The following is a 20900-nucleotide window of genomic DNA, read 5'->3' as shown; positions in this document are numbered from 1 at the left end:
CACACGCCATCTCGGTCTCCCAGCCCGAGGCCGTCACCGACCTCATCCGCCGCGCCGCCCGCGACACCCGCTGACCGAGATGACGCAGCCTGGCCGGAGCGGCCTGCCGCAACCGGTGCTGAGCCCGTTGACGACCGCCGCCCTCTTCCTCGTCCTGACGGTGGACCGGGGCGGCGAACCCGTCGTACGGGAACTGCTGGGTGACCTGGCCGGGCTGTCGCGGTCGGTGGGTTCCCGGGCGCCCGGCGGCGGGCTCAGCTGCGTCGCGGGGATCGGGTCGGACGCCTGGGACCGCCTGTTCGACGGGCCTCGGCCCGCCGAGCTCCATCCCTTCCGCGAGGTCTCCGGGGCGGTGCACCGTGCGGTCGCCACCCCGGGCGACCTGCTGTTCCACATCCGCGCCGAGAAGCCTGACCTGTGTTTCGAGCTGGCGTCGCAGGTCATGAACCGGCTGCGGGGCGCGGTCACGGTCGAGGACGAGGTGCAGGGGTTCACGTACTTCGACATGCGCGACCTGCTGGGCTTCGTCGACGGCACCGAGAACCCGGTGGGCCCGGCGGCGGCCGCGGCGGTCCTGATCGGCGAAGAGGACCCGGGCTTCGCCGGCGGGAGCTACGTGATCGTGCAGAAGTACCTGCACGATCTGGAGGCGTGGAACGCCCTGCCCGTGGAGGCCCAGGAGCGGGTCATCGGCCGCACGAAGCTGGACAACATCGAGCTGGACGACGCCGTCAGGCCGTCCGACTCCCATGTCGCGCTGACCACGATCACCGGTCCCGACGGGGCGGAACGCCGGATCCTGCGCGACAACATGGCGTTCGGGAACGTCGGCCGGGGTGAGTTCGGCACCTACTTCATCGGCTACGCCCGCACGCCGGCGGTCACCGAGACGATGCTGGAGAACATGTTCGCCGGCGATCCGCCGGGCAATCACGACCGGATCCTCGACTTCTCCACCCCTGTGACCGGGACGCTGTTCTTCGTGCCGGCCGCCGGCCTCCTGGAGAACCTCCCGGAGAGCGTACGCGACGGTTCCCTGGGGATCGGCGCTTTGAACAGGAGCGACATCCGTTGAACAACCTGCACCGCGAACTCGCGCCCATCTCCGACGCCGCGTGGGCGGACCTGGAGGAGGAGGCGCGGCGCACGTTCCGCCGGCACGTCGCCGGTCGTCGCGTGGTGGACGTCCCGGCACCGGGCGGGATCGAGCTGGCCGCCGTCTCCACCGGGCATCTCGACCCGATCGCCCCTCCCGCCGAGGGGATCGTCGCGCACACGCGCCGGTCCCAGCCGATGGTCGAGCTGAGAGTGCCGTTCACGGTCGATCGGCGGCAGGTCGACGGCGTCGCGCGCGGGGCCCGTGACGCCGACTGGCAGCCGGCGAAGGACGCTGCGCAGCGCATCGCGTTCGCCGAGGATCGCGCGATCTTCCAGGGATACGCCGCGGTGGGCATCGCCGGGCTGCGCGAGAGCTCCTCCACCCCGGTGCTCTCCCTGCCGGGCGACGTGCGCGACTATCCGGACGCCGTGAGCCAGGCGGTGAGCGCCCTGCGGCTGGCGGGTGTCGGCGGCCCGTACGCGCTGGTGCTCAGCGCCGACGCCTACACCGCCGTGAACGAGACCTCCGACCACGGTTACCCGGTCCACGAGCACATCGCCCGGGTCCTGGACGGGGAGATCGTCTGGGCGCCCGCGATCGACGAAGCGTTCCTGCTCTCGACGCGCGGTGGCGACTTCGAGCTGCGCATCGGCCAGGACCTGTCGATCGGCTACCTGTCCCACGACGCGGACACCGTCCAGCTGTACTTCCAGGAGACCCTGACATTCCTGGTGTACACCGGCGAGGCCACGGTGACGCTCACGGCGTAGCCCGCCAGGCTCTGACGGACCTGCCCAGCGAGACGCCCTCCCACCGGGACGGCGTCTCGCTGCGCATCCGACGCGACACTAAACTTGCATCATTCATTATCTTGTACTCTTCGTGTTTAGGGAGGTAGGTTTGGCTCCATGACCGCACCCAGGACTCCGACCTCCGCCGAGGAGCTGCGCGGTGCCGGCCTGCGTGTGACGGCCGCCCGCGTCGCGCTGCTCGAGACCGTCCGGGACGGTGACCACCTCGATGTCGAGACGATCGCCTCCGGGGTGCGCGGTCGGGTAGGCCACATCTCCCTTCAAGCCGTGTACGAGGCCCTCCACGCGCTCACCGCCGCGGGACTCCTACGCCGCATCGAACCGCCCGGCAGCCCGGCCCGGTTCGAGGGACGCGTCGGGGACAACCACCACCACCTCGTGTGCCGGTCGTGCGGAGTCGTCGCCGACGTCGACTGCGCCACCGGCGAGGCGCCTTGCCTGACCGCGTCCGACGACCAAGGCTTCTCGATCGACGAGGCCGAGGTCATCTACTGGGGCCTGTGCCCCGACTGTTCCGCCGCTCGCAGTTCCTGATAAGCACCGTGATCCGCTAGTCGAGAAGGATTCCCATGTCTGAGAACCACGATGCGATCGTCACAGACGCCAAGACGGAGGGCGGAGGTGGCTGCCCGGTCGCGCACGAGCGCGCCCCCCACCCCGTTCAGGGCGGCGGAAACCGCCAGTGGTGGCCGGAGCGGCTCAACCTGAAGATCCTCGCCAAGAACCCCGCGGTAGCCAACCCCCTCGGCGAGGACTTCGACTACGCCGAGGCGTTCAAGTCCCTCGACCTCCCGGCCGTGAAGCGGGACATCGCGGAGGTGCTGACGAGCTCGCAGGACTGGTGGCCGGCCGACTTCGGCCACTACGGCCCGTTCATCATCCGGATGGCGTGGCACAGCGCGGGCACCTACCGGATCAGCGACGGCCGCGGCGGCGCCGGGGCCGGCCAGCAGCGCTTCGCCCCCCTCAACAGCTGGCCCGACAACGGAAACCTCGACAAGGCTCGCCGCCTGCTGTGGCCGGTCAAGAAGAAGTACGGCCAGAAGCTCTCGTGGGCCGACCTCATGATCCTCGCCGGCAACGTCGCACTGGAGTCGATGGGCTTCAAGACCTTCGGCTTCGCCGGCGGTCGCGCGGACGTCTGGGAGCCCGACGAGGACGTCTACTGGGGTCCCGAGTCCACCTGGCTCGGTGACGAGCGCTACACCGGCGACCGGGAGCTGGAGAACCCCCTCGCCGCGGTCCAGATGGGCCTCATCTACGTCAACCCGGAGGGCCCCAACGGCAACCCCGACCCGCTCGCCGCGGCCCGCGACATCCGTGAGACGTTCCGCCGGATGGCGATGAACGACGAGGAGACGGTCGCCCTGATCGCGGGCGGTCACACCTTCGGCAAGACCCACGGCGCGGGCCCGGCGGACCACGTCGGCGCCGACCCCGAGGCCGCCTCGATCGAGGAGCAGGGCCTCGGCTGGAAGAACTCCTTCGGCACCGGCAAGGGCGGCGACACGATCACCAGCGGCCTCGAGGGCATCTGGACGAACACCCCGGTGACGTGGGACAACAGCTTCTTCGAGATCCTGTTCGGCTACGAGTGGGAGCTGTTCACGAGTCCCGCCGGCGCGCACCAGTGGCGGCCGAAGGACGGCGCCGGGGCGGGCACCGTCCCCGACGCCCACGACTCGTCGAAGACCCACGCCCCGACGATGCTGACGACCGACCTCTCCCTCCGGTTCGACCCGGTCTACGAGCAGATCTCACGGCGTTTCCTCGAGAACCCGGACGAGCTCGCCGACGCCTTCGCCCGGGCGTGGTTCAAGCTGACCCACCGCGACATGGGCCCGATCGTGCGCTACCTCGGCCCGGAGGTCCCCGCCGAGACGCTGCTGTGGCAGGACCCCCTCCCCGCGGTGACGCACCAGCTCATCGACGCCGAGGACATCGCCTCCCTCAAGGGCCAGGTCCTCGCCTCGGGCCTGTCGGTGTCCCAGCTCGTGTCCACCGCGTGGGCGTCGGCCGCGTCCTTCCGCGGCAGCGACAAGCGCGGCGGCGCCAACGGCGCGCGCATCCGGCTCGAGCCGCAGAGCGGGTGGGAGGTCAACGACCCCGACCAGCTGGCGACGGTGCTGCGGACCCTGGAGGGAATCCAGGAGGCCTTCAACGCCGCCCAGACCGGCGGCAAGCGGGTCTCGCTCGCCGACCTGATCGTGCTCGCCGGCGGCGCGGCCGTCGAGCAGGCCGCCAAGGACGCCGGCTTCGCCGTCACGGTCCCCTTCACGCCGGGCCGCGCGGACGCGTCGCAGGAGCAGACCGATGTGGAGTCGTTCGCCGCGCTCGAGCCGACCGCCGAAGGGTTCCGCAACTACCTCGGGAAGGGCAACCGGCTGCCGGCCGAGTACCTTCTGATCGACCGGGCCAACCTGCTGACCCTGAGCGCCCCCGAGATGACGGTCCTCGTCGGTGGCCTCCGCGTCCTGGGCGCGAACACCCAGCAGTCGCCGCTCGGCGTCTTCACCACGACCCCCGGCACGCTGACCAACGACTTCTTCGTCAACCTGCTCGACCTGGGCACGACGTGGAAGGCGACGCCCGAGGACGCGAACACGTTCGAGGGTCGCGACTCCGCCACGGGCGAGGTCAAGTGGACGGGCAGCCGTGTCGACCTCGTCTTCGGCTCCAACTCCGAGCTGCGCGCGCTCGCCGAGGTCTACGCCAGCGACGACGCCAAGGAGAGGTTCGTCAACGACCTCCGAGCTGCGCGCGCTCGCCGAGGTCTACGCCAGCGACGACGCCAAGGAGAGGTTCGTCAACGACTTCGTCGCCGCCTGGGACAAGGTGATGAACCTCGACCGGTTCGACCTCGCCTGACCCTGAGACCCCGACGTCCGGGCCGGCCCTCACCGGCCGGCCCGGACGTCCTCCGGGCACAGGTGCCGACCATGGGGCGCTACGGGTAAAGACCCCGCACCCGCGCGTGCAGGCGGGTCAGTCCCAGGACCGCGTCGATGCTGGGAGTCGCGAGCCCGAACAGGCGGCCGATCTCTGTCACGGCCGTGACCAGGGCGTCGAGTTCGATCGGCCGTCCGGCTTCCACGTCCTGGAGCATGGAGGTCTTGGCCGCCCCCAGCAGGGATGTCGCTCTGTGGCGCTCCTCGGGGTCCGCCGAGATCGGCAGGCCCAGCCGCTCCCCGACGGCGGCCGCCTCCGCCATCATCGTGCTCGCCAGCCGGCGAACCTGGGGATCGTCGAGGATGCGGTCCAGGGTCGCCCCGGTGATGGCGGAGATCGGGTTCATGGTCATGTTGCCCCAGAGTTTGAACCAGATGTCCCGCTGGATCAGCTGGGAGGTCTCGATCGTGAAGCCGCCCTGTCGCAGGACGTCGGCGACCGCGTCGGTGCGCGGCGACCGGCCGCCTGTCGCCTCGCCGATGATGACGCGGTCGCCGGGACCACCGCGGACGAGTCCCGGTCGCGGGGTGGACGCCGACAGGTACAGCACCGCTCCCAGGACGCGGGACGCCGGCAGCGCGGCGGCCAGCTCGCCCGCGGGGTCGACCGATTCGAGCTGGATCCTCCGCAGCTCGGGGGCCAACCCCGCGAAGAACCACCACGCGATGCCGTTCATGGTGGACAGGACACAGGTGTCCGGTCCCATGAGCGGGCCCACCCTGCCTGCCACGGTGCGCACGGCTGTGCTCTTGACGGCGATGACGACGAGGTCCTGTTCGCCCAGATCCTCGACGCGATCGGACACCCTGATCGACGCCCGGACGACCTTGTCTCCCGTGGGAGTGGGCTCGGTCAGCGTCAGCCCGTCCCGGCGCACCGCCGCGAGGAGGGCCCCTCGGGCGACCGCGCTGACCTCGACCCCGGCCGCGGCCAGCCGGGTCGCGATCATGCCGCCCATGGCGCCCAGTCCGTAGACGCACACTCTCATGCTCACCACTTCCCCGCTGCGGGGACACTCATTGCTGTGCCGGGCTCCTGTCGTCGCCGAACCCGTTGAGATCCGTCTTGCGGATCGCCCATGTGGCGAGCAGGCTGACCGCGGCGACGGTCATCATGTAGGCCGCGATCGACATCGAGGTGCCGGTCTTCTGCAGCAGGAGGTCGGCGATGAACGGGGCGAAGCCGCCACCGACGATGGCGCCGAGCGCGTAGGCGAACGAGGCGCCCGAGTAGCGGACGTGCGCGGGGAACAGTTCGGCGTACAGGGCGCTCTGGGCTCCGTAGGTCAGCCCGAGTCCGGCCGACACGATGGCGGTCGCCAGATACACCAGGGCCAGGTTCCGAGCCTCCAGAAGGAGGAAGAACGGGATGGAGACGGCCAGGATGAGCAGGTAGCCCACCAGGTAGACCGGCTTGCGGCCGACGCGGTCGGACCACGCGCCGGCGGCCACGGTCGCCGCCAGCCAGAGGGCGCCGGCGAAGACGATCACCAGTGTCATCGTCGTGCGGGAGTAGCCGACCGTCTTCGTGCCGAACGCGAGCAGGTAGCCGAGGAGGATGTAGCCCACCATGTTGTTGGCGAGGAAGGTGCCCGCGGCGATCAGCAGGGAGGATGCTCAAGAGGAACGGCACCCGCCAGCCCCAGGCGGCGAACTGATCGCCGGGAGCGACCTTCTGCATGAGGAAGAACACCGCGTTGGACAGGATCAGCCCCGCGGGCGCCCCGATCTGGACCGAGGACCCGAACAGGCCGCGTCGGCCCGCGGGGGCGTGCTCGACGGCCATGAGCGCGGCGCCGCCCCATTCACCGCCGGCGCTCAGGCCCTGGACGAAGCGCAGGACCACGAGGATGATCGGCGCCGCGATGCCGATGGCGTCGTACGTGGGGAGCAGGCCCACGCCGACCGTGGCCACGCCCATGGTCGAGAGTGTGAGGACGAGCATGGCCTTGCGGCCGAGCTTGTCGCCCAGGTGTCCGGTGACGATGCTGCCCAGAGGGCGCGCGATGAAGCTGACGCCCAGGCTGGCGAACGCGGCCAGCGCGGCGGTGCTCGGGTCCAGCGCGGTGAAGAACTGCTGGGCGAAGATCAGTTGAGCGGCGGTCGCGTAGATGAAGAAGTCGTACCACTCGATGGTGGTGCCCACCGCGGAGGCGGCGAGCACGCGTCGAGTCATGCTGCGGTCCGTCCCGGCGGGCGCTGTGGTGGAACTCATGGGGATCCTGTCCTCTTGGGGGGTGTTTCAACAGAGATGAGAGCCGGAGCCCGGCTGCTCAGCTCTCGAACGTGGGGTCGATCCGGCGTGCCCTGCGTACGAGCGCGTCGAACATGAGCCGCTCCGGCCCGATGCCCGGCTCCAGGAACTCGTCGGCCGTCCTGGTGCTGGAGATGGCGGCGGCCTCGGACACCTTGCGCAGCCGGCCGCCTGTCGCCTGGGCGGCCAGCTGGATCTCGCAGGCCCGGTTCAGGACCCAGAGCGAGTAGAAGGTCTCCGCGACCGTGCGGCCGTGGGCGAGGAGCCCGTGATTGCGGAGGATCAGCAGCCGCTTGTCACCGAGCGCGGCGAGCATGCGCGGGACCTCGCCGTCGTTGACGGTGATGCCCTCGAACTCGTGGTAGGCCACGGCCTCGTGCAGCTGGGCCGCGTAGAAGGTGTCCGGCGACAGTCCGGAGTCCAGGCACGCCACCGCCGAACCGGCGGTGGTGTGGGTGTGCATGACGCAGTGCGCGTCCGGGACCGTGCGGTGGATCGCACCGTGGAAGAGGAAGCCCGCCGGGTTCGGGCGGTACGCGCTCGGCTCGACGAGGTTCCCGTCGAGGTCGACCTTGATGAGGTTGGAGGCGGTTATCTCGTCGTACATCAGCCCGAAGGGGTTCATCAGGTAGGCCTGCTCGCCGGGCACGCGCAGCGAGAGATGATTGAAGATCATTTCTCCCCAGCCGAGCAGGTGCAGGATGCGGTAGGCGGCCGCCAGCTCGCGTCGCAGCGCCCATTCGTCCTCGGAGAATCCCGTCATCGCGCGCCCTCCCCGCGAGCCCAGGAGAACGCGTATTCGCGGTCCTCCACCTCCTGCGCGGCACTGCCGAGGCGCAGGGGCCGGAAGGTGTCGATCATGACGGCGTACTCCTCGGTACGGGTGGCCGGCATGCTCGCCTCGACGCTGCCCGGCTGGGGACCGTGGATGTAACCCGCCGGGTGGAGGGAGATCGACCCGATGCCGATCCCCGATCCCGCGCGGCTCATGAAGTCGCCGCCGCAGTAGAAGAGGACTTCGTCCGAGTCCACGTTGGCGTGGTTGTAGGGGACCTTCACCGCGTCGGGGGCGAAGTCGAACGGCCGCGGGACGAACGAGCAGACGACGAAGCCGGGCCCCTCGAAGGTGATGTGGGTGGGGGGCGGCAGGTGCAAGGCGCCCACGCTCGGCTGGAAGTCCCTGATGTCGAGGGCGTAGGGGAAGTTGTAGCCGTCCCAACCCACCACATCGAACGGATGGTGGGCGTAGGTGTAGCGGGTGATCCCGTCCCGGTTCCGGACGAGCACATCGACCGGCTCGTCGTCCACGCCGATCAACTCTTCGGGTGCTCGCAGATCCCGCTCGTTGTACGGGGCGCCGTCCAGGAACTGTCCCATGGGAGACAGGAACCGGCGTGGGGGCCGGACGTGGCCGCCGGTCGCTTCGACGATCAACAGCCGCACCTCCGCCGAACTCGGCACCCACCGGTGCGTGGTGGAGGCCGGGATGACGACGTAGTCGCCGTCGTGCACCGGCAGCCGCCCGTAGGGGGACTCCAGGACCGCCCGCCCGGACTCGACGTAGACCAGCTCGTCGCCCGCGGCGTTCCGGTACAGCGGGCTCTCGGCGTCGGCCGCGACGTAGCCGATCGTCACGTCCGCGTTGCCCAGGAGCTCCTGTCGGCCGGTCACGGCGTCCCCGCCCGCCTTCAGGTCATGGGTACGGATGTGACGGGCGAGCAACGGCAGGTTGGGCCGCAGTCGCTCGCGTTCGCGGGCGACGGTCTCGGCCGCGGTGATGACCGTCGGCCGGCCGCGGTGGTAGAGGAACGACTGGTTCCAGCTGAACCCTTCCTCGCCCTGCATCTCCTCGTGCAGCAGCTCCCCGTCCGGGGTCCGGAATAGCGTGTGCCGCTTCGGCGGCACCTGCCCGAGGCTCCGATAGAACACCATGCAACCTCACCCAATGACCGATATTCGGTTAGCATCTCTGAATAACGGTAAGCATGTGCGCGACGGCGGTGCATGTCAAGGGTCCGGTGACACAAGAAAGACCCGCCGGTTCGCGGATACGAACCGGCGGGTCAGCGGGAAGGCGTCGTCAGCCCAGGACGGTTGTCAGCCCAGGACGGTCGTCAGCCCAGGACGAGAGCCAGGCGCTGGGCCAGCGCGGCCATCGCCGGGCCGAGCTCGGTGATGTCGAACTCCCCGCGCTGGGGCGGCACCACGATGCCGACGCTCGCGTCGCAGCGGCCGTTCACCACCACAGGGCTCGAAATACCCGAGTAGCCGGGGACGACCTCCCCCGTCGTGACGGCGTAACCGACACTGCGGGCCCGCGTGACCTCCGGGCGCTCTCCTTGCCTCGGTTCGCGTCCCGCCAGGATGGCGAGTCCGTGCGCGGCGACGTTCAGGGGAGTGCGGGCCCCGACCCGCAGTCCGATGTGAAAGGTCGCGCGCGGTGACTCCACCGATGCGAGAGTCACGGCCTCCTCGCCGTCGACGACGTGCAGGACCGAGGTGACGTCGAACTTCTCGGCGGTCTCCTCCAGCAGGGGCATGGCCACGGCGGTGATGCCGGCCGACGACATGCGGGCCAGCGACAGCAAGGTGAACCCGAGGGAGTATCTCCCCCGGCGCCGCTCGACGTATCCCCGGCGATCAAGCGTGGTCAGCAGACGTGCCGCTATCGAACGGTGCACGCCGATCGCTTCGGCCACCTCCGCCACGGACAGACCGCCGGACCGGCCACCCAGACATTCCAGGATCTGCAGCCCACGGTCGAGCGTCTGGGCGATCTCGCCTGGTCTGGCATCTTGCTCTGTCATCGGTGCCCCCATTATCGGCTTCCGTCAGACAGATTGTCTCCGAAGGGCGCCTCCCGGGCATCTCACGGTCGCCGTCGCCGGTGTCATCCGGTCATGTGATCCCATACCTCTCGATCGCGCGCCGCGGTCCATACCCGTGGCTGCTCGCCGACGAGCTCCTCCCAGGCCCGTTGCGTGTCGAACACCATGACGTGCCGGAACACGGGGAGATGGCCGTAGGCCGGTGCCAGCTCCTCCGTCGCGGCCTGGTAGGCGTCGCGCGGGGAACCGCCGCGCCGAAGCACTCCCTCGACGGTCCGCAACAGGGTGCTCACGAAGGCTCGCGTCGAGGCGATCGCCGCTCCGGCTTCGGCGGCCGAGCGCGCCACGTGGCCGCGCCCGCCGACGAGGACGTCGGGGCCCAGACGGTCCACCCGGTCGAGGGTGGTCGTGATCCACTCGCGATGGTAGGCGTCACCCGTGTAGACGGCTGAGCCGTTCTCTACCAGGTCGCCGGCGAACAGGATCCGGTGCCTGGGCAGCCAGGCCACGATGTCGCCGGAGGTGTGTCCACGGCCGAGCCAGGACAGCTCCAGCGTTCCGCGGTCACCACCGAGGTCGATCGACAGGTGATCGGCGAAGGTCAGCGTCGGCCGGGTGAGCCCGGGGATCTCCTCGTGCCCCTTGAACAGGCGGGGCAGCCGGGCGAACTCGGAGTCCCAATCCTGCCGGCCCCGCTCGGCGATCAGCCGGCCCGTCTCGGTGTGGGCGATGATGTTCTGCGCCTCGAAGGCGCTCGCGCCCAGGGTGCGCACCGCGTGATAGTGCGACAGGACCAGATGCCTGATGGGCTTGTCCGTGTGCCGGCGCAGCCGGTCGATCCACCGTCGTGCCATCAGGGGAGTGGCCCGGGCGTCGAAGCAGACGACGAAGTCCTCACCCTCGATGGCGCCCACGTTGGGGTCACCACCGGCGGTCAGGGCGTAGACGCCGTCGGCCAGCTCCTCCAGGACGTCTTCCCTGTCGTGTGTGTCGGTCGATGATGCGAAGGCTGTCGCCATCGTGCTCCTCACAGAACCTCTCGAGTCCATCCGATCAGCGCCTCGGCCATCTGAGTGATCAGCTCGGGCTGGCCGTTCAGGTAGTGCCTGCCTCCGGCGATGGGTGTCAGCCGCTTGGTGTCATGCGGTACGGCCTCGTACAGCTGATAGGCATGTGAGGGGAAACAGCCCTGGTCCGCGGTTCCGTAGATGACGTGGACCGGGTGCGTGGTCTCTCTCAGCAGCCTGGGACCGTCGCCGTTGGACGTCCTCAACGACCACTGGGAGAGCCAGGACCGGAGGCTCGTCAGGTGGCCGAGCGTGGTGGGCTGCATGTTCGCCGCCCTGGCCGGGCCCCAGAGCGTGCCGATCGCGCGGTCGGAGGCGTCGATGGTCAGGTCGAGGTGCCGCGGATCCGCGCAGGTGCCGTGAACGCTGAACGGAAGATCCGCCGGGCCGTCCCGGCCGTCCCGGCCGTCCAGGACGGCCAGCCGGTCGAGGACCCACGCGGTGATCCGCTCACCCCGGGCGACCTGGGCGGCACGGTAGGCCGCGAGCCAGTCCCGGTCGTAGGGGACGGAGTGCCGAGGGTCGAACATGTCGAGTCCGGCGTCCCGGTCGAAGGGGTCGTGCTCGTCGCGGATCGCCGGGTCGAGCCACTCCACCAGCAGATTGGCCCGTCCAGGGTGCGCCATGAGCATGACCAGGGCGTCGGCCGGGATGAGCTCGGCGGTGGTGAGATCGGGCCCGCCGCCACCTGGTGAGGCGGTGATCGTGGGTTTGACGGCCTGCGACTGGTAGAGGCATACCAGTCCGCCTCCGCCCGAGTTGCCGACGAGCACGACCCTCTCGTACCCCTCCCGCTTGAGGTGCCGTACGACCGAACCCACGTCGAGCACGCAGTTCTCGAGCAGCAGCACCGAGTCGTTGCCGAGGTAGCGGGTGGTCATCGCGATCGCGTCGACTCCGAGCGCGGCCCAGGACTCCAGGGCGTAATGGCCCAGGAAGTTGGAGGACGGGTGCACCACGACGACAGCCGTGTCCGCCCGCCGGCCCTCCCGGGCGCGTACCCGCGCGCACCACAGAACGCCGGCCATGCGCGCGATCCCGGAGTAGACCTCCGCCGCGGTGGAGCCGGCGCCCATGGGCACCTGCATCAGTTCGCGGGTGGTCACTCCTTCGCCTCCGCCGCTCCGCTGATCGCCCGGCGCGCCGCGGCGATCGACCGGCTCAGCACCTCGGCGTCCCCGATCTGGTCGGCCAGCACCATCACCAGCGCGGCGTCGAGGCGCGCGCTCTGGTCGTCGGTGAGGTTCTCGTGCGCGCGCACGACCTCCTCGGTGAACCGATCCGGATCCGCCAGCCCGGGCAGGGTGGCGACCGGCGACGCGCTGGGCGTGCCGCTCTCGACGCTCCGAGGGTGCTGCCGTGCCCGTCCCAACCCCGCGAGCACCGCGTGACGAGCTTGCGCGGAGTCGACGCACCGGGCGAGCACGTACAGGTCAGGGCGCAGGATCCAGAGGTCGCCCGGCTCGGGGGCCAGTTGCGCGGCCAGGCCGCCGTCCACGTCCAGCAGTGATCCACCGACGCTCTCGACCACGACAGGAAGTCCCGCGAGGTCCCGTTCGATCGACGCGATCTCGGCCGCGTCCAGCGAGAAGGCCAGGGCGAGGAAGCAGCGCCCGTCCCGTCCGAGCCGCGTCAGTGATCCACGCCACCCATCGGGTCGGCCGACAGCGCAGCTCTGGACCGGCAGGCCGCCCTGATCTCCCAGCCATTGGCTGGCCGGATAGGGGACGGGCGCCGACATGCGGCCGGTGTTGACCAGGAGGCGGGCGAACTCGTGGTGTCGGGCCAGCGCCAGGGTGGCGTCGCGCACGGCTCTCTCGGCGGCGCTGCGCGGAGCGAGGAAACGCGCCGAGCGTCGGGTGACCTCGAGATTGCGGACGGCCGTGGAGTGACGTTCCTCGTGATAGCTGTCGAGGATCGAGGCGTCGGCCCGTCCCTCCAGCACCTGGTGCAGCTTCCAGCCGAGGTTCTCGGCGTCCTGGATTCCCGTGTTGCCGCCACGGGCCCCGAACGGGCTCACGACATGGGCGGCGTCGCCCGCCAGGAAGACCCGTCCGACGCGCATCCTGTCGACGAGAGCCGAACGGTAGTGGTACGGGCCGATCCACACGACGTCGAACTCCAGATCAGCGCCGAACATGGCCCGCAGCCGAGCCTCGACGACCTCGGGACGGCTCACCTCCGCGGGATCGCAGTCCGGACTCATCTGGAAGTCGACGCGCCAGACGTCGTCGGCCATCATGTGCAGCCAGACGCCGCGGCCCTCGTTGAACCGGGCGTCGACCCAGGTGAGCCGCTCCGGCGGACGGTCGTCCTTGAAGCGGATATCCGATATGCACCAGCGATCGGCCGAGAGGTCGGGGTGGCTGTCGAGGCCGAGCCAATCGCGGATCGGGCTCCCGGCTCCCGTGGCGTCGATCGCCCATTCGGCCGCGAGCCGGTACGGCCCCGCGGGTGTGTCGACCGTGAACCGCACCTGGTCCTCGTCCTGATCGATGCCGGTGACGCGCGAACGCCAGCGAAGGTCGACGTTCGGCATCCGCAGGATGCGATCCACGAGAAAGGCCTCGACGTGGAACTGCTGGATGTTGACGAACGGCGGGAACACGGAGTGCGAATCGGTTCCGAGGTCGAAGGAGTAGACCTCGTCGTCACCCGACAGCGTCCGCCCCACCGACCAGGTGACTCCCTTCTCGCGGATCTTTTCGGCGATCCCGAGCCGATCGAAGACCTCCAGGGACTTGCGGGCGTAGCAGATCCCCCGGCTGCTGGCTCCCCGGACACCGACGGTGTCGTCCTCGTCGAGCAGGACCACCGGAACCCCCCGGAGCCCGAGATCCGCGGCGAGGGTCAGCCCCGTGAGGCCGCCGCCGGCGATGACCACGGGGTGCGTCCCGGGGTAGCCGTCCAGCTCCGGCGGGCGCCGGAATTCGTACGTCGGCAGCGTGTACGCCATGGCACGCACCTCGCTGTTCGATAATAGGTTGAAGCGTGCGATAAGTGGAAACCTACGTATCGTGTCGTCGTCCTGTCAATGGCCGCTCAGCGCTTTCAGCGTGGGTCGCGGCGCAGGGGATGGCCGGGCGGAACCTCCACCAGAACGATGCGATGACCGTCGGGATCGGCCACCCACATCTCGATCAGGCCCCAGGGTTCGAGCCGCGCCTCCCGCAGCACGGTGACGCCCTCACGCCGCAGCCGCTCCTCCTCGCGCCGCACGTCCCGTACCTGCAACCAGATCGACAGCTCACCCCCGGCCGCCGGGGCGTCGGAGCGCCCGGAGACCTCCAGAAACCCCTGGCCCAGGAAGAACACCACGCCCGGCTGATCCGCCGGCCCGAACTCCCGGTACACCGCCAGACCGAGAGAGTGGGCGTAGAAGCGGCGGCTCCGTTCGGGATCGCCGGGCCGTAGCAAGATGCGGCTGCTCAGCACGTCCATGCTGGACCAGCATACGACTGGAGGTCCGGGCGGCCCGTCCCATCGTCGGCGGCGAGGGCGCGTGCCGTCGGCGTGCCGGCGTCCTGCGTGTACTCCGAGACGGGGCCCTCGTAGAGAACGGTCCCGCCATGCCTGCCGGGCCCCGGCCCCAAGTCGATCAACCAGTCGGAGTGGCGGACGACGTCCAAATGGTGCTCGATCACCACGACGGTGTGGCCTTGCTCCACCAGCGTGTCCAGGACGTGGAGCAGGGTGCCGATGTCGCTGGGATGCAGGCCGGTGGTGGGTTCGTCGAGCAGGTACGTGGCGGGCTGTTCGGTGTCGCGCAGTTCCTTGGCCATCTTCACCCGCTGGCACTCGCCTCCGGAGAGGGTGGTGAGCGACTGGCCCAGCCCGAGGTAGCCGAGGCCGACCTCCGACAGGTGCCGGAGAGCCCTGGCGATGCTCTTGTCGGGCAGCCGACGCCTGGCCTCGTCGACGGAGAGAGCCTCGACATCGGCTATGGACAGGCCCTCGACGGTGTGGGCGAGCACCTCGGACGTGAAGCGCCGCCCCTGGCATGCTTCGCAGACGACTTCCTGGCCGTCCATGAACGCCAGGTCGGTATAGACGATCCCGAGCCCTCCGCACCCCGGGCAGGCTCCCTCGGAGTTCGCGCTGAACAGGGCGGCGGGAACGCCGTTGCGCCTGGCGAACAGCTTGCGGATGGCCGGCGCGATGCCGGTGTAGGTGATGGGGGTGGACCGGCGGTTGGTGCTGACCGGCCTCTGGTCGATGACCGTGACGTCGTGCTGCTCGGCCAGCTCGGCGGCGAGGCTGGACTTTCCGGAGCCCGCGACACCGGTGAGGACGGTCATCACGCCGACCGGAATGTCGAGGGTGACGCGCCGCAGGTTGTTGCGGGCCGCCTCGGTGATCCTGATCGCCCCCTTGACGGTACGCGGAGTCCGCCTGCCGGGCCGGCGCCGGGAGATCGCGCGACCGGTGTGCGTGTCCGCGTGCCGGAGCTCCTCGAAGGTGCCCTGGAAGACGAGCCGGCCTCCGTCGGCTCCGGCGTCGGGTCCGATCTCGATGATCTGGTCGGCGACCGCCATCACGGCGGGGTCGTGCTCCACGACGAGGACGTTGTTGCCGCTGTCACGCAGTTGCCCGAGCAGCCTCGTCACGGACTCGACGTCGGTGGGATGGAGCCCGACCGTGGGCTCGTCGAACACGTAGATCATCTCGGTGAGGCTGGAGCCGAGATGTTTCACGATCTTGATGCGCTGGGACTCGCCGCCCGACAGTGTCGTGGTCGCGCGAGCCAGGGCGAGGTAGCCCAGCCCGATGGCGTCCATGGCGTCGAGCCTGGAGACCAGCGCGGTCACCACGGGGGCGACGTGCGGCGCGTCGATACCCCGGACGAGCTCGCCGAGCTCGGCGACTTCGAGGCGGGACATCTCGCCGATCGTGCGTCCCAGCACGGTGGCGGAGCGGGACCGCTCGTTGAGCCGGTCCCCGCCGCAGTCCGGGCAGACCTCGGACCGGGTGAACCGGCGGATCGTCTCCTGCTTGCGCTCGGACATGTCGTCCGAGGTGCGCAGATAGATCCGCTCGAATCGCTCGACGACTCCCTCGTAGTCCTTGGGCGGCCTGCGCCCCAACCGTGCCGCCGCCTCGCCGCCGTGGAGCAGGGCGTTCCGCTCGTCCTGGCTCCAGTCGCGCAGCGGCGTGTCCGGGCTGAAGGTGCCGATGCCGGCGTACTGGGAGTACCAGTATCCGCCGTCGCCGAAGCCCGGGAGCCGGATCGCGCCCTGCTGGAGTGACTTGTCCAGGTCGAGGAAGCGGTCGACGGCGGCGGCGATGACTTCGCCGAGTCCCGAGCACCTCGGACACATCCCGGCCGGGTCGTTGAACGAGAAGTGGTTCGACTCGCCCACATGGGGCTCGCCGAGTCGCGAGTACAGCAGCCGCAGGTAGGTCCAGGCATCGGTGATCGTGCCGACCGTGGAGCGCGCGTTGCCGCCGATCCGCCGCTGGTCGATCACCACCACCGGCGAGAGCCCGTCGATGTGATCCACGTCGGGGCGTGTCCACTTCGGGAGCCGGTTCCGCGTGAACGGCGGAAAGGTGTCGTTGAGCTGGTAACCGGCCTCCGCCGCGATCGTGTCGAAGACCAGCGATGACTTGCCCGAACCCGACAGGCCCGCGAAGACGACGAGGCGGTTGCGGGGGATCTCCACGTCCAGACAGCGGAGGTTGTTCGTACGGGCGCCCCTGATGGAGACACTGCGCTTCACCATGCTCCCGACGCTAGGACCAGATGTGGCCGGATATTGACCGCGATCGCGCGCATGATGAAGCCATGGCCGATGTGACCGAACGCATGCTGGCACTGCTGTCGACCCTGCAGACGGGCCGGCCGTTCAGCGGGCAGGAGCTGGCCTCCCGGCTGGCGGTCAGCCCGCGTACCGTCCGCCGCGACGTCGAGCGGCTGCGGGGCTACGGGTATCCCGTCGAGACACAGCCCGGACCCGGCGGTTACTACCGGCTGGTGGCGGGCCGGACGATGCCTCCGCTCGTCCTGGACGACGACGAGGCGATCGCGGCGTTGCTCGGTCTCGCCACTCTCGCCTCCGCGCGGTCCGACGAGGACGGGACCCTCGACGACGCGGCCACCCGCGCCTACGGCAAACTCGACCAGTTCCTCCCCGCGCGGCTGCGTCCACGCGCGGCGGCGCTCCGGGCCGGCCTGGAGACCGGCGGGCAACGCGCGCCCAGCGTGAACGCCGAGCTCCTGGCCGGCCTCGCCGAGGCGATCGCCGGTCGAGAGATCGTGTCGTTCGACTACACGGACAAGCACAGGAACGCGGCCCGGCGGCGGGTGGAGGCGCACCGGCAGGTCCACCTGCATCTGCGCTGGTACCTGCTGGGCTGGGACCTGGACAGGAGCGACTGGCGGGTGTTCCGCATCGACCGCGTCCGCGGCCTCGCACGCACCGGTGTCCGCCACTCCCCCCGTGAGCTACCGGCCGGCACCGCCCTCGCGTACCTCCGGCAGGGCCTGAACAGGGAACGTCGACGCGTCCGGCTGGCCGTGAGGGCGGAGCCGCACGAGGTCGCGGACGCGTTGAAGTATCAGGACGCTCAGATCCAGCGCGTCGATGATCGGGAGACCCACGTCACCGTCTGGCTCGACTCCTGGGAGTGGCTCGTCCTCAACCTCGCCTTCCTGGACGCCGACTTCTCCATCGTCGAGCCCTCGGACATGCGGGAGGAGTGCTCCGCCTTCGCCCGTCGCCTGCTCGCCGCCTGTTACAGCGGTGGCAGGGGTTCGGTGTAGAGCCAGGACATGAAGAAGGCATCCAGCGGCTCGGGCGCGTACCGGCCGGCGAGCTCGGTGAAGCGACCGGTCGTGATGACGCCGTACCGGTACAGGTCGGTCCATTCGCGCAGCACCGACCGGAACGCCGGATCCCCGAGGACGCGGCGCAGCGCGTGCAGCGTGAGGGCGCCACGCTTGTAGACGCGGTCGTCGAACAGCCGCTTCACCCCCGGGTCGGCCAGCACGAAGTCGCGCGGCCTCGTCAAGAGCCTGCTGTGCCAGCGCCTGGCGTGCGCCTCGGCAGGCTCGCCGCCCGACTCCTCCGACCACAGCCACTCGGCGTAGGCCGCGAACCCCTCGTGCAGCCAGATGTCACGCCAGTGCGACAGCGTGAGGCTGTTGCCGAACCACTGGTGCGCCAGCTCGTGCGCGACCAGCCGCTCCTCACCCTCCAGGTGGTTGGCCCCGAAGATCGACATGCCCTGCGCCTCGATGGGGATCTCCAGCTCGTCCTCCGTCACGACCACGGTGTAGTCCGCGAACGGGTAAGGGCCGAACCATTCGGTGAACACCCGCATCATCTGGTCCTGGCGCCCCAGGGCCGGCCGGGCGCGGGTCAGCAGCCCGGCGGGCGCAGCCAGCCGCTGCGGCACCAGTCCCGGCAGCTCGGCGAGGTGGTAGCGGCCGATCTGCACACTCGCCAGGTAGGGCGCCATGGGCGCGCTCTCGCGGAACTCCCAGGTCGTGCGCGAACCCGACCGGCTGGTGGACACCAGCTGCCCGTTGCACACGACCGTGTACGGCGAGGCCGTCGTCACCGCGATCCGGTAGGTCGCCTTGTCCGACGGCCGGTCGTTGCACGGGAACCAGGAGGACGACCCGATCGGCTGGCTGGCCACGAGGGCGCCGTCCTCCAGCTGGTCCCAGCCGAGCCCGCCCCACGGGCTGGACACGGGCCGCGGGTTGCCGCTGTAGCGGACCTCGAGCGTGAACGCCCTGCCCTCCGCCAGCCAGCGGCCGGGGGTGACGCGGAGCTTGTGGCCCTGCTGCGCGAAGCGGGCCCGCTCCCCGTTGACGAGCACCTGGCCGATGCGGAACGGGCCGAAGTCCAGCCGCACCTGGTTGAGCGGCTCGACGGCCACCGCGGTCAGCCGCGCGGTGCCCGCGAGCCTGTTGGGGCCCGGCCGGTAGTCCAGCTCCAGGTCGTAGTGCCTGACGTCGTACGAGTAGTCGCCGCGTTCCGGAAAGTAGCGGGTGCCCGGTGCCACTGTCCTCCCATCGACGTCCGTCATGCGGCCCTGTGCCATGCGGCGACCGGGTTGCCGTACCACCGGGTCCGGGCGGGCAGCGACTCGCCGCGCATCACCAGGGAAGCGGGGCCGATCGTGGTGTTGCTCCCGACCGTGGCCGCGGGCAGCACCACCCCGTGCGGGCCGAGCGTGGAACCCTCAGCCAGCTCGACTGTATCGATGCTCATCACGCGATCGTGGAACAGGTGGGTCTGGAGCACGCAGCCCCGGTTGACCGAGGCGCCGTCGCCCAGGCTGACCAGATCGATCTCCGGCAGCCAGTACGTCTCGCACCACACGCCGCGGCCGACCTTGGCGCCGAGGGCGCGCAGCCAGGCGTTCAGCGCCGCCGTGCCGAGCCATGGGGTGGCGAACCACGGCGCGGCCAGCACCTCGATGAAGTTGTCAGCCAGCTCGTTGCGCCACACGAAGGAGCTCCACAGCGGGCGGTCGCCCGCCCGGATCCTGCCCATCAGCGCCCACTTGGCGACCACCGCGACGGCGGCCGCGGCGAACCCCGCGCCGGCCAGGACGAACCCGCCGAGCAGGACGGCCACACCGAACCCGGCCGCCCGCGCGATCCACAGGATCGTCATGACCACGAGCACGGCCAGCCCCGCCGTCATCATCGCCGGGACCACCCGGCAGAGCTCGACCAGCGCGCGGGCCACCTTGAGCCGGCGCGGCGGGTCGTAGGTGCGGCTGCTGTCAGCGCTCTGGGCGGTCCTGCGCAGTTTGACCGGCGGCATCCCCAGGTAGGAACTGCCTGCCTTGGCCTTCCTCGGCGCGGCGGACAGCACGCCGACCAGCCCGTCCTTGGGCACCTTGCGGCCGGGCGCGGTCATGCCGGAGTTGCCGACGAACGCCCGCTTGCCGATACGCACGTGGTCGAGGCGCATCCAGCCGCCCGCCAGTTCGTACGGCGCGACCTTGGTGTCGTCGGCCAGGAACGCGCCGTCGCCGACGGCGGTCATCGACGGCAGCGCGAGCACCGTGGACAGCTCCACGTCGCGTCCCACGGTCATGCCGAGCGCGCGCAGCCACGAGGGCGTGAACGCGCTGGCGTACAGCGGGAACAGCCACACCCGCGCCATGGCCATGAGCCGCTCGGTGGCCCAGGCCTGCCATGCCGTACGGCTGTGGACGGGGTGGGTGCCCGGGCGCAGGCCGAGCGCGAGCAGCCGCACGGACACCAGCAGGAGCAGCGCCATGGCCGCCATCGACGCGACGGTGGCGAGCGGCACCGCGGCCACGCCCATGGAGAGCAGGACTGCCACTCCCGGCAGCGCCGCGACCAGCGGGATCAGGCTGAGCACCAACGCCGACAGGCCGTAGAACACGCTCCAGCGGCGGTAGCGGGCCGGCCGTTCCCCCGGCCATGCCGTCGCCTTGCCCTTCCGTACGGCCGGCGCGCCCGCCCAGCGCTGCCCGCCCGGGACGGGACCGCTCACCGAGGAGCCCGGCGCGATCTGGGCGTTCTTGCCGATGCGGGTGCCGGGAAGGAGGGTCGAGCGGGCGCCGACGGTGGCGCCGGCCCCCACCCTGATGTCGCCGACCCTGAGCAGATCACCGTCCAGCCAGTAGCCGGACAGGTCGACCTCCGGCTCGATCGCGGCGGCCTTGCCCAGCCTGAGCATGCCGGTGATCGGCGGCAGCGTGTGCAGGTCGGCGTCCTGGCCCACCTGGGCGCCGAGCGCCCTGGCGTAGTAGGTGATCCAGGGCGCCATGGCCAGGCCGCCGACGCCCAGCCCGGCGGCGAGTTGCTCGGCGAACCAGAGCCGCAGGTGGGTGGCGCCGCCGCGCGGATACGTGCCGGGCCGCAGGCCGCGCAGCAGCAGCCTGGCCGCGCCCGCGGCCA

General features: G+C 70.4%; 16 protein-coding genes and 2 pseudogenes. 5 read left to right on the top strand and 13 right to left on the bottom strand.

Annotation, left to right across the window (positions count from 1 at the left end; genetic code table 11):
- Positions 1 to 79: 79 nt before the first annotated feature.
- From DQW85_RS02245 to katG, 4 genes and pseudogenes are all read left to right on the top strand, one after another.
- Positions 80 to 1075 (top strand): Dyp-type peroxidase, encoded by a 996-nt coding sequence (locus DQW85_RS02245; protein ID WP_113698776.1) that lies wholly within the window; start codon positions 80 to 82, stop codon positions 1073 to 1075.
- A complete protein-coding gene (locus tag DQW85_RS02240; protein ID WP_113698775.1) occupies positions 1072 to 1869 on the top strand; it encodes a family 1 encapsulin nanocompartment shell protein in 798 nt (265 codons plus the stop codon). The genes DQW85_RS02245 and DQW85_RS02240 overlap by 4 nt, the downstream gene beginning before the upstream one ends.
- A gap of 138 nt (positions 1870 to 2007) precedes the next feature.
- Positions 2008 to 2445, top strand: coding sequence for a Fur family transcriptional regulator (locus DQW85_RS02235; protein WP_113698774.1), 438 nt, complete (start codon positions 2008 to 2010; stop codon positions 2443 to 2445).
- A 35-nt stretch (positions 2446 to 2480) separates the two neighbouring features.
- Positions 2481 to 4779 (top strand): annotated as a pseudogene (katG, locus tag DQW85_RS02230) (catalase/peroxidase HPI).
- A 79-nt stretch (positions 4780 to 4858) separates the two neighbouring features.
- On the opposite strand, the gene DQW85_RS02225 reads toward katG, so the two are convergent.
- From DQW85_RS02225 to DQW85_RS02180, 11 genes and pseudogenes are all read right to left on the bottom strand, one after another.
- Positions 4859 to 5848, bottom strand: a complete 990-nt coding sequence (locus DQW85_RS02225; protein ID WP_113698778.1) for a 2-dehydropantoate 2-reductase — start codon at positions 5846 to 5848, stop codon at positions 4859 to 4861.
- Between the two features lie 28 nt (positions 5849 to 5876).
- Entirely contained in the window at positions 5877 to 6431 is a 555-nt protein-coding gene (locus tag DQW85_RS46430; RefSeq protein ID WP_240196870.1) for an MFS transporter, read from the bottom strand.
- Between the two features lie 96 nt (positions 6432 to 6527).
- Positions 6528 to 7035: pseudogene (locus DQW85_RS48055) on the bottom strand (MFS transporter); the annotation flags it as partial.
- Positions 7036 to 7132: 97 nt separating this feature from the next.
- The gene (locus DQW85_RS02215) at positions 7133 to 7876 is read right to left on the bottom strand and encodes a class II aldolase/adducin family protein (RefSeq protein WP_113698773.1); all 744 of its coding nucleotides are present in this window, start codon (positions 7874 to 7876) and stop codon (positions 7133 to 7135) included.
- Positions 7873 to 9045 carry a homogentisate 1,2-dioxygenase gene (locus DQW85_RS02210; protein WP_113698772.1) on the bottom strand — a complete coding sequence of 391 codons (1173 nt, stop codon included), beginning with the start codon at positions 9043 to 9045 and terminating at the stop codon, positions 7873 to 7875. The genes DQW85_RS02215 and DQW85_RS02210 overlap by 4 nt, the downstream gene beginning before the upstream one ends.
- A gap of 182 nt (positions 9046 to 9227) precedes the next feature.
- Positions 9228 to 9920: an IclR family transcriptional regulator gene (locus DQW85_RS02205; protein ID WP_162794657.1), complete on the bottom strand. Its 693-nt coding sequence runs from the start codon at positions 9918 to 9920 to the stop codon at positions 9228 to 9230.
- 83 nt (positions 9921 to 10003) lie between these two features.
- Positions 10004 to 10960 (bottom strand): MBL fold metallo-hydrolase, encoded by a 957-nt coding sequence (locus DQW85_RS02200; RefSeq protein ID WP_113698770.1) that lies wholly within the window; start codon positions 10958 to 10960, stop codon positions 10004 to 10006.
- Positions 10961 to 10968: 8 nt separating this feature from the next.
- Positions 10969 to 12114, bottom strand: a complete 1146-nt coding sequence (locus tag DQW85_RS02195; RefSeq protein WP_113698769.1) for an alpha/beta hydrolase — start codon at positions 12112 to 12114, stop codon at positions 10969 to 10971.
- A complete protein-coding gene (locus DQW85_RS02190) occupies positions 12111 to 13964 on the bottom strand; it encodes an FAD-dependent monooxygenase (protein WP_113698768.1) in 1854 nt (617 codons plus the stop codon). The genes DQW85_RS02195 and DQW85_RS02190 overlap by 4 nt, the downstream gene beginning before the upstream one ends.
- A 95-nt stretch (positions 13965 to 14059) precedes the next feature.
- Positions 14060 to 14449: a VOC family protein gene (locus DQW85_RS02185; RefSeq protein WP_113698767.1), complete on the bottom strand. Its 390-nt coding sequence runs from the start codon at positions 14447 to 14449 to the stop codon at positions 14060 to 14062.
- Complete coding sequence (locus DQW85_RS02180; RefSeq protein WP_113698766.1) at positions 14437 to 16731, bottom strand: ATP-binding cassette domain-containing protein; 2295 nt, start codon at positions 16729 to 16731, stop codon at positions 14437 to 14439. The genes DQW85_RS02185 and DQW85_RS02180 overlap by 13 nt, the downstream gene beginning before the upstream one ends.
- Positions 16732 to 16793: 62 nt before the next feature.
- Between DQW85_RS02180 and DQW85_RS02175 the strand changes: the two genes are divergently transcribed.
- Positions 16794 to 17771 carry a helix-turn-helix transcriptional regulator gene (locus tag DQW85_RS02175; protein ID WP_113698765.1) on the top strand — a complete coding sequence of 326 codons (978 nt, stop codon included), beginning with the start codon at positions 16794 to 16796 and terminating at the stop codon, positions 17769 to 17771.
- Here the strand turns inward: DQW85_RS02175 and DQW85_RS02170 are convergent.
- Together DQW85_RS02170 and DQW85_RS02165 are read right to left on the bottom strand one after the other, a co-directional pair.
- The gene (locus DQW85_RS02170; RefSeq protein WP_113698777.1) at positions 17744 to 19045 is read right to left on the bottom strand and encodes a M1 family metallopeptidase; all 1302 of its coding nucleotides are present in this window, start codon (positions 19043 to 19045) and stop codon (positions 17744 to 17746) included. The two genes, DQW85_RS02175 and DQW85_RS02170, sit on opposite strands and share 28 nt — an antisense overlap.
- On the bottom strand, positions 19042 to 20900 hold a 1859-nt coding region (locus tag DQW85_RS02165), incomplete at its 5' end, for a Pls/PosA family non-ribosomal peptide synthetase (protein WP_275888160.1). The genes DQW85_RS02165 and DQW85_RS02170, both read right to left, overlap by 4 nt.

Origin of the sequence: Nonomuraea lactucae, assembly GCF_003313395.1 — a bacterium.
GTDB classification, from domain to species: domain Bacteria; phylum Actinomycetota; class Actinomycetes; order Streptosporangiales; family Streptosporangiaceae; genus Nonomuraea; species Nonomuraea lactucae.
Note: the sequence above shows the minus strand (reverse complement) of the source record. Positions and strands in the feature narration are given on the sequence as shown.

Bases quoted from the DNA above. Each gene is read 5' to 3' on its own strand.
- DQW85_RS02175 (WP_113698765.1), top strand. From the start codon at position 16,794: ATGGCCGATGTGACCGAACGCATGCTGGCACTGCTGTCGACCCTGCAG.
- DQW85_RS46430 (WP_240196870.1), bottom strand. From the start codon at position 6,431: ATGGTGGGCTACATCCTCCTCGGCTACCTGCTCGCGTTCGGCACGAAG.
- DQW85_RS02205 (WP_162794657.1), bottom strand. From the start codon at position 9,920: ATGACAGAGCAAGATGCCAGACCAGGCGAGATCGCCCAGACGCTCGAC.
- DQW85_RS02225 (WP_113698778.1), bottom strand. From the start codon at position 5,848: ATGAGAGTGTGCGTCTACGGACTGGGCGCCATGGGCGGCATGATCGCG.
- DQW85_RS02190 (WP_113698768.1), bottom strand. From the start codon at position 13,964: ATGGCGTACACGCTGCCGACGTACGAATTCCGGCGCCCGCCGGAGCTG.
- DQW85_RS02180 (WP_113698766.1), bottom strand. From the start codon at position 16,731: ATGGTGAAGCGCAGTGTCTCCATCAGGGGCGCCCGTACGAACAACCTC.
- DQW85_RS02235 (WP_113698774.1), top strand. From the start codon at position 2,008: ATGACCGCACCCAGGACTCCGACCTCCGCCGAGGAGCTGCGCGGTGCC.
- DQW85_RS02215 (WP_113698773.1), bottom strand. From the start codon at position 7,876: ATGACGGGATTCTCCGAGGACGAATGGGCGCTGCGACGCGAGCTGGCG.
- DQW85_RS02245 (WP_113698776.1), top strand. From the start codon at position 80: ATGACGCAGCCTGGCCGGAGCGGCCTGCCGCAACCGGTGCTGAGCCCG.
- DQW85_RS02200 (WP_113698770.1), bottom strand. From the start codon at position 10,960: ATGGCGACAGCCTTCGCATCATCGACCGACACACACGACAGGGAAGAC.
- DQW85_RS02170 (WP_113698777.1), bottom strand. From the start codon at position 19,045: ATGACGGACGTCGATGGGAGGACAGTGGCACCGGGCACCCGCTACTTT.
- DQW85_RS02210 (WP_113698772.1), bottom strand. From the start codon at position 9,045: ATGGTGTTCTATCGGAGCCTCGGGCAGGTGCCGCCGAAGCGGCACACG.
- DQW85_RS02185 (WP_113698767.1), bottom strand. From the start codon at position 14,449: ATGGACGTGCTGAGCAGCCGCATCTTGCTACGGCCCGGCGATCCCGAA.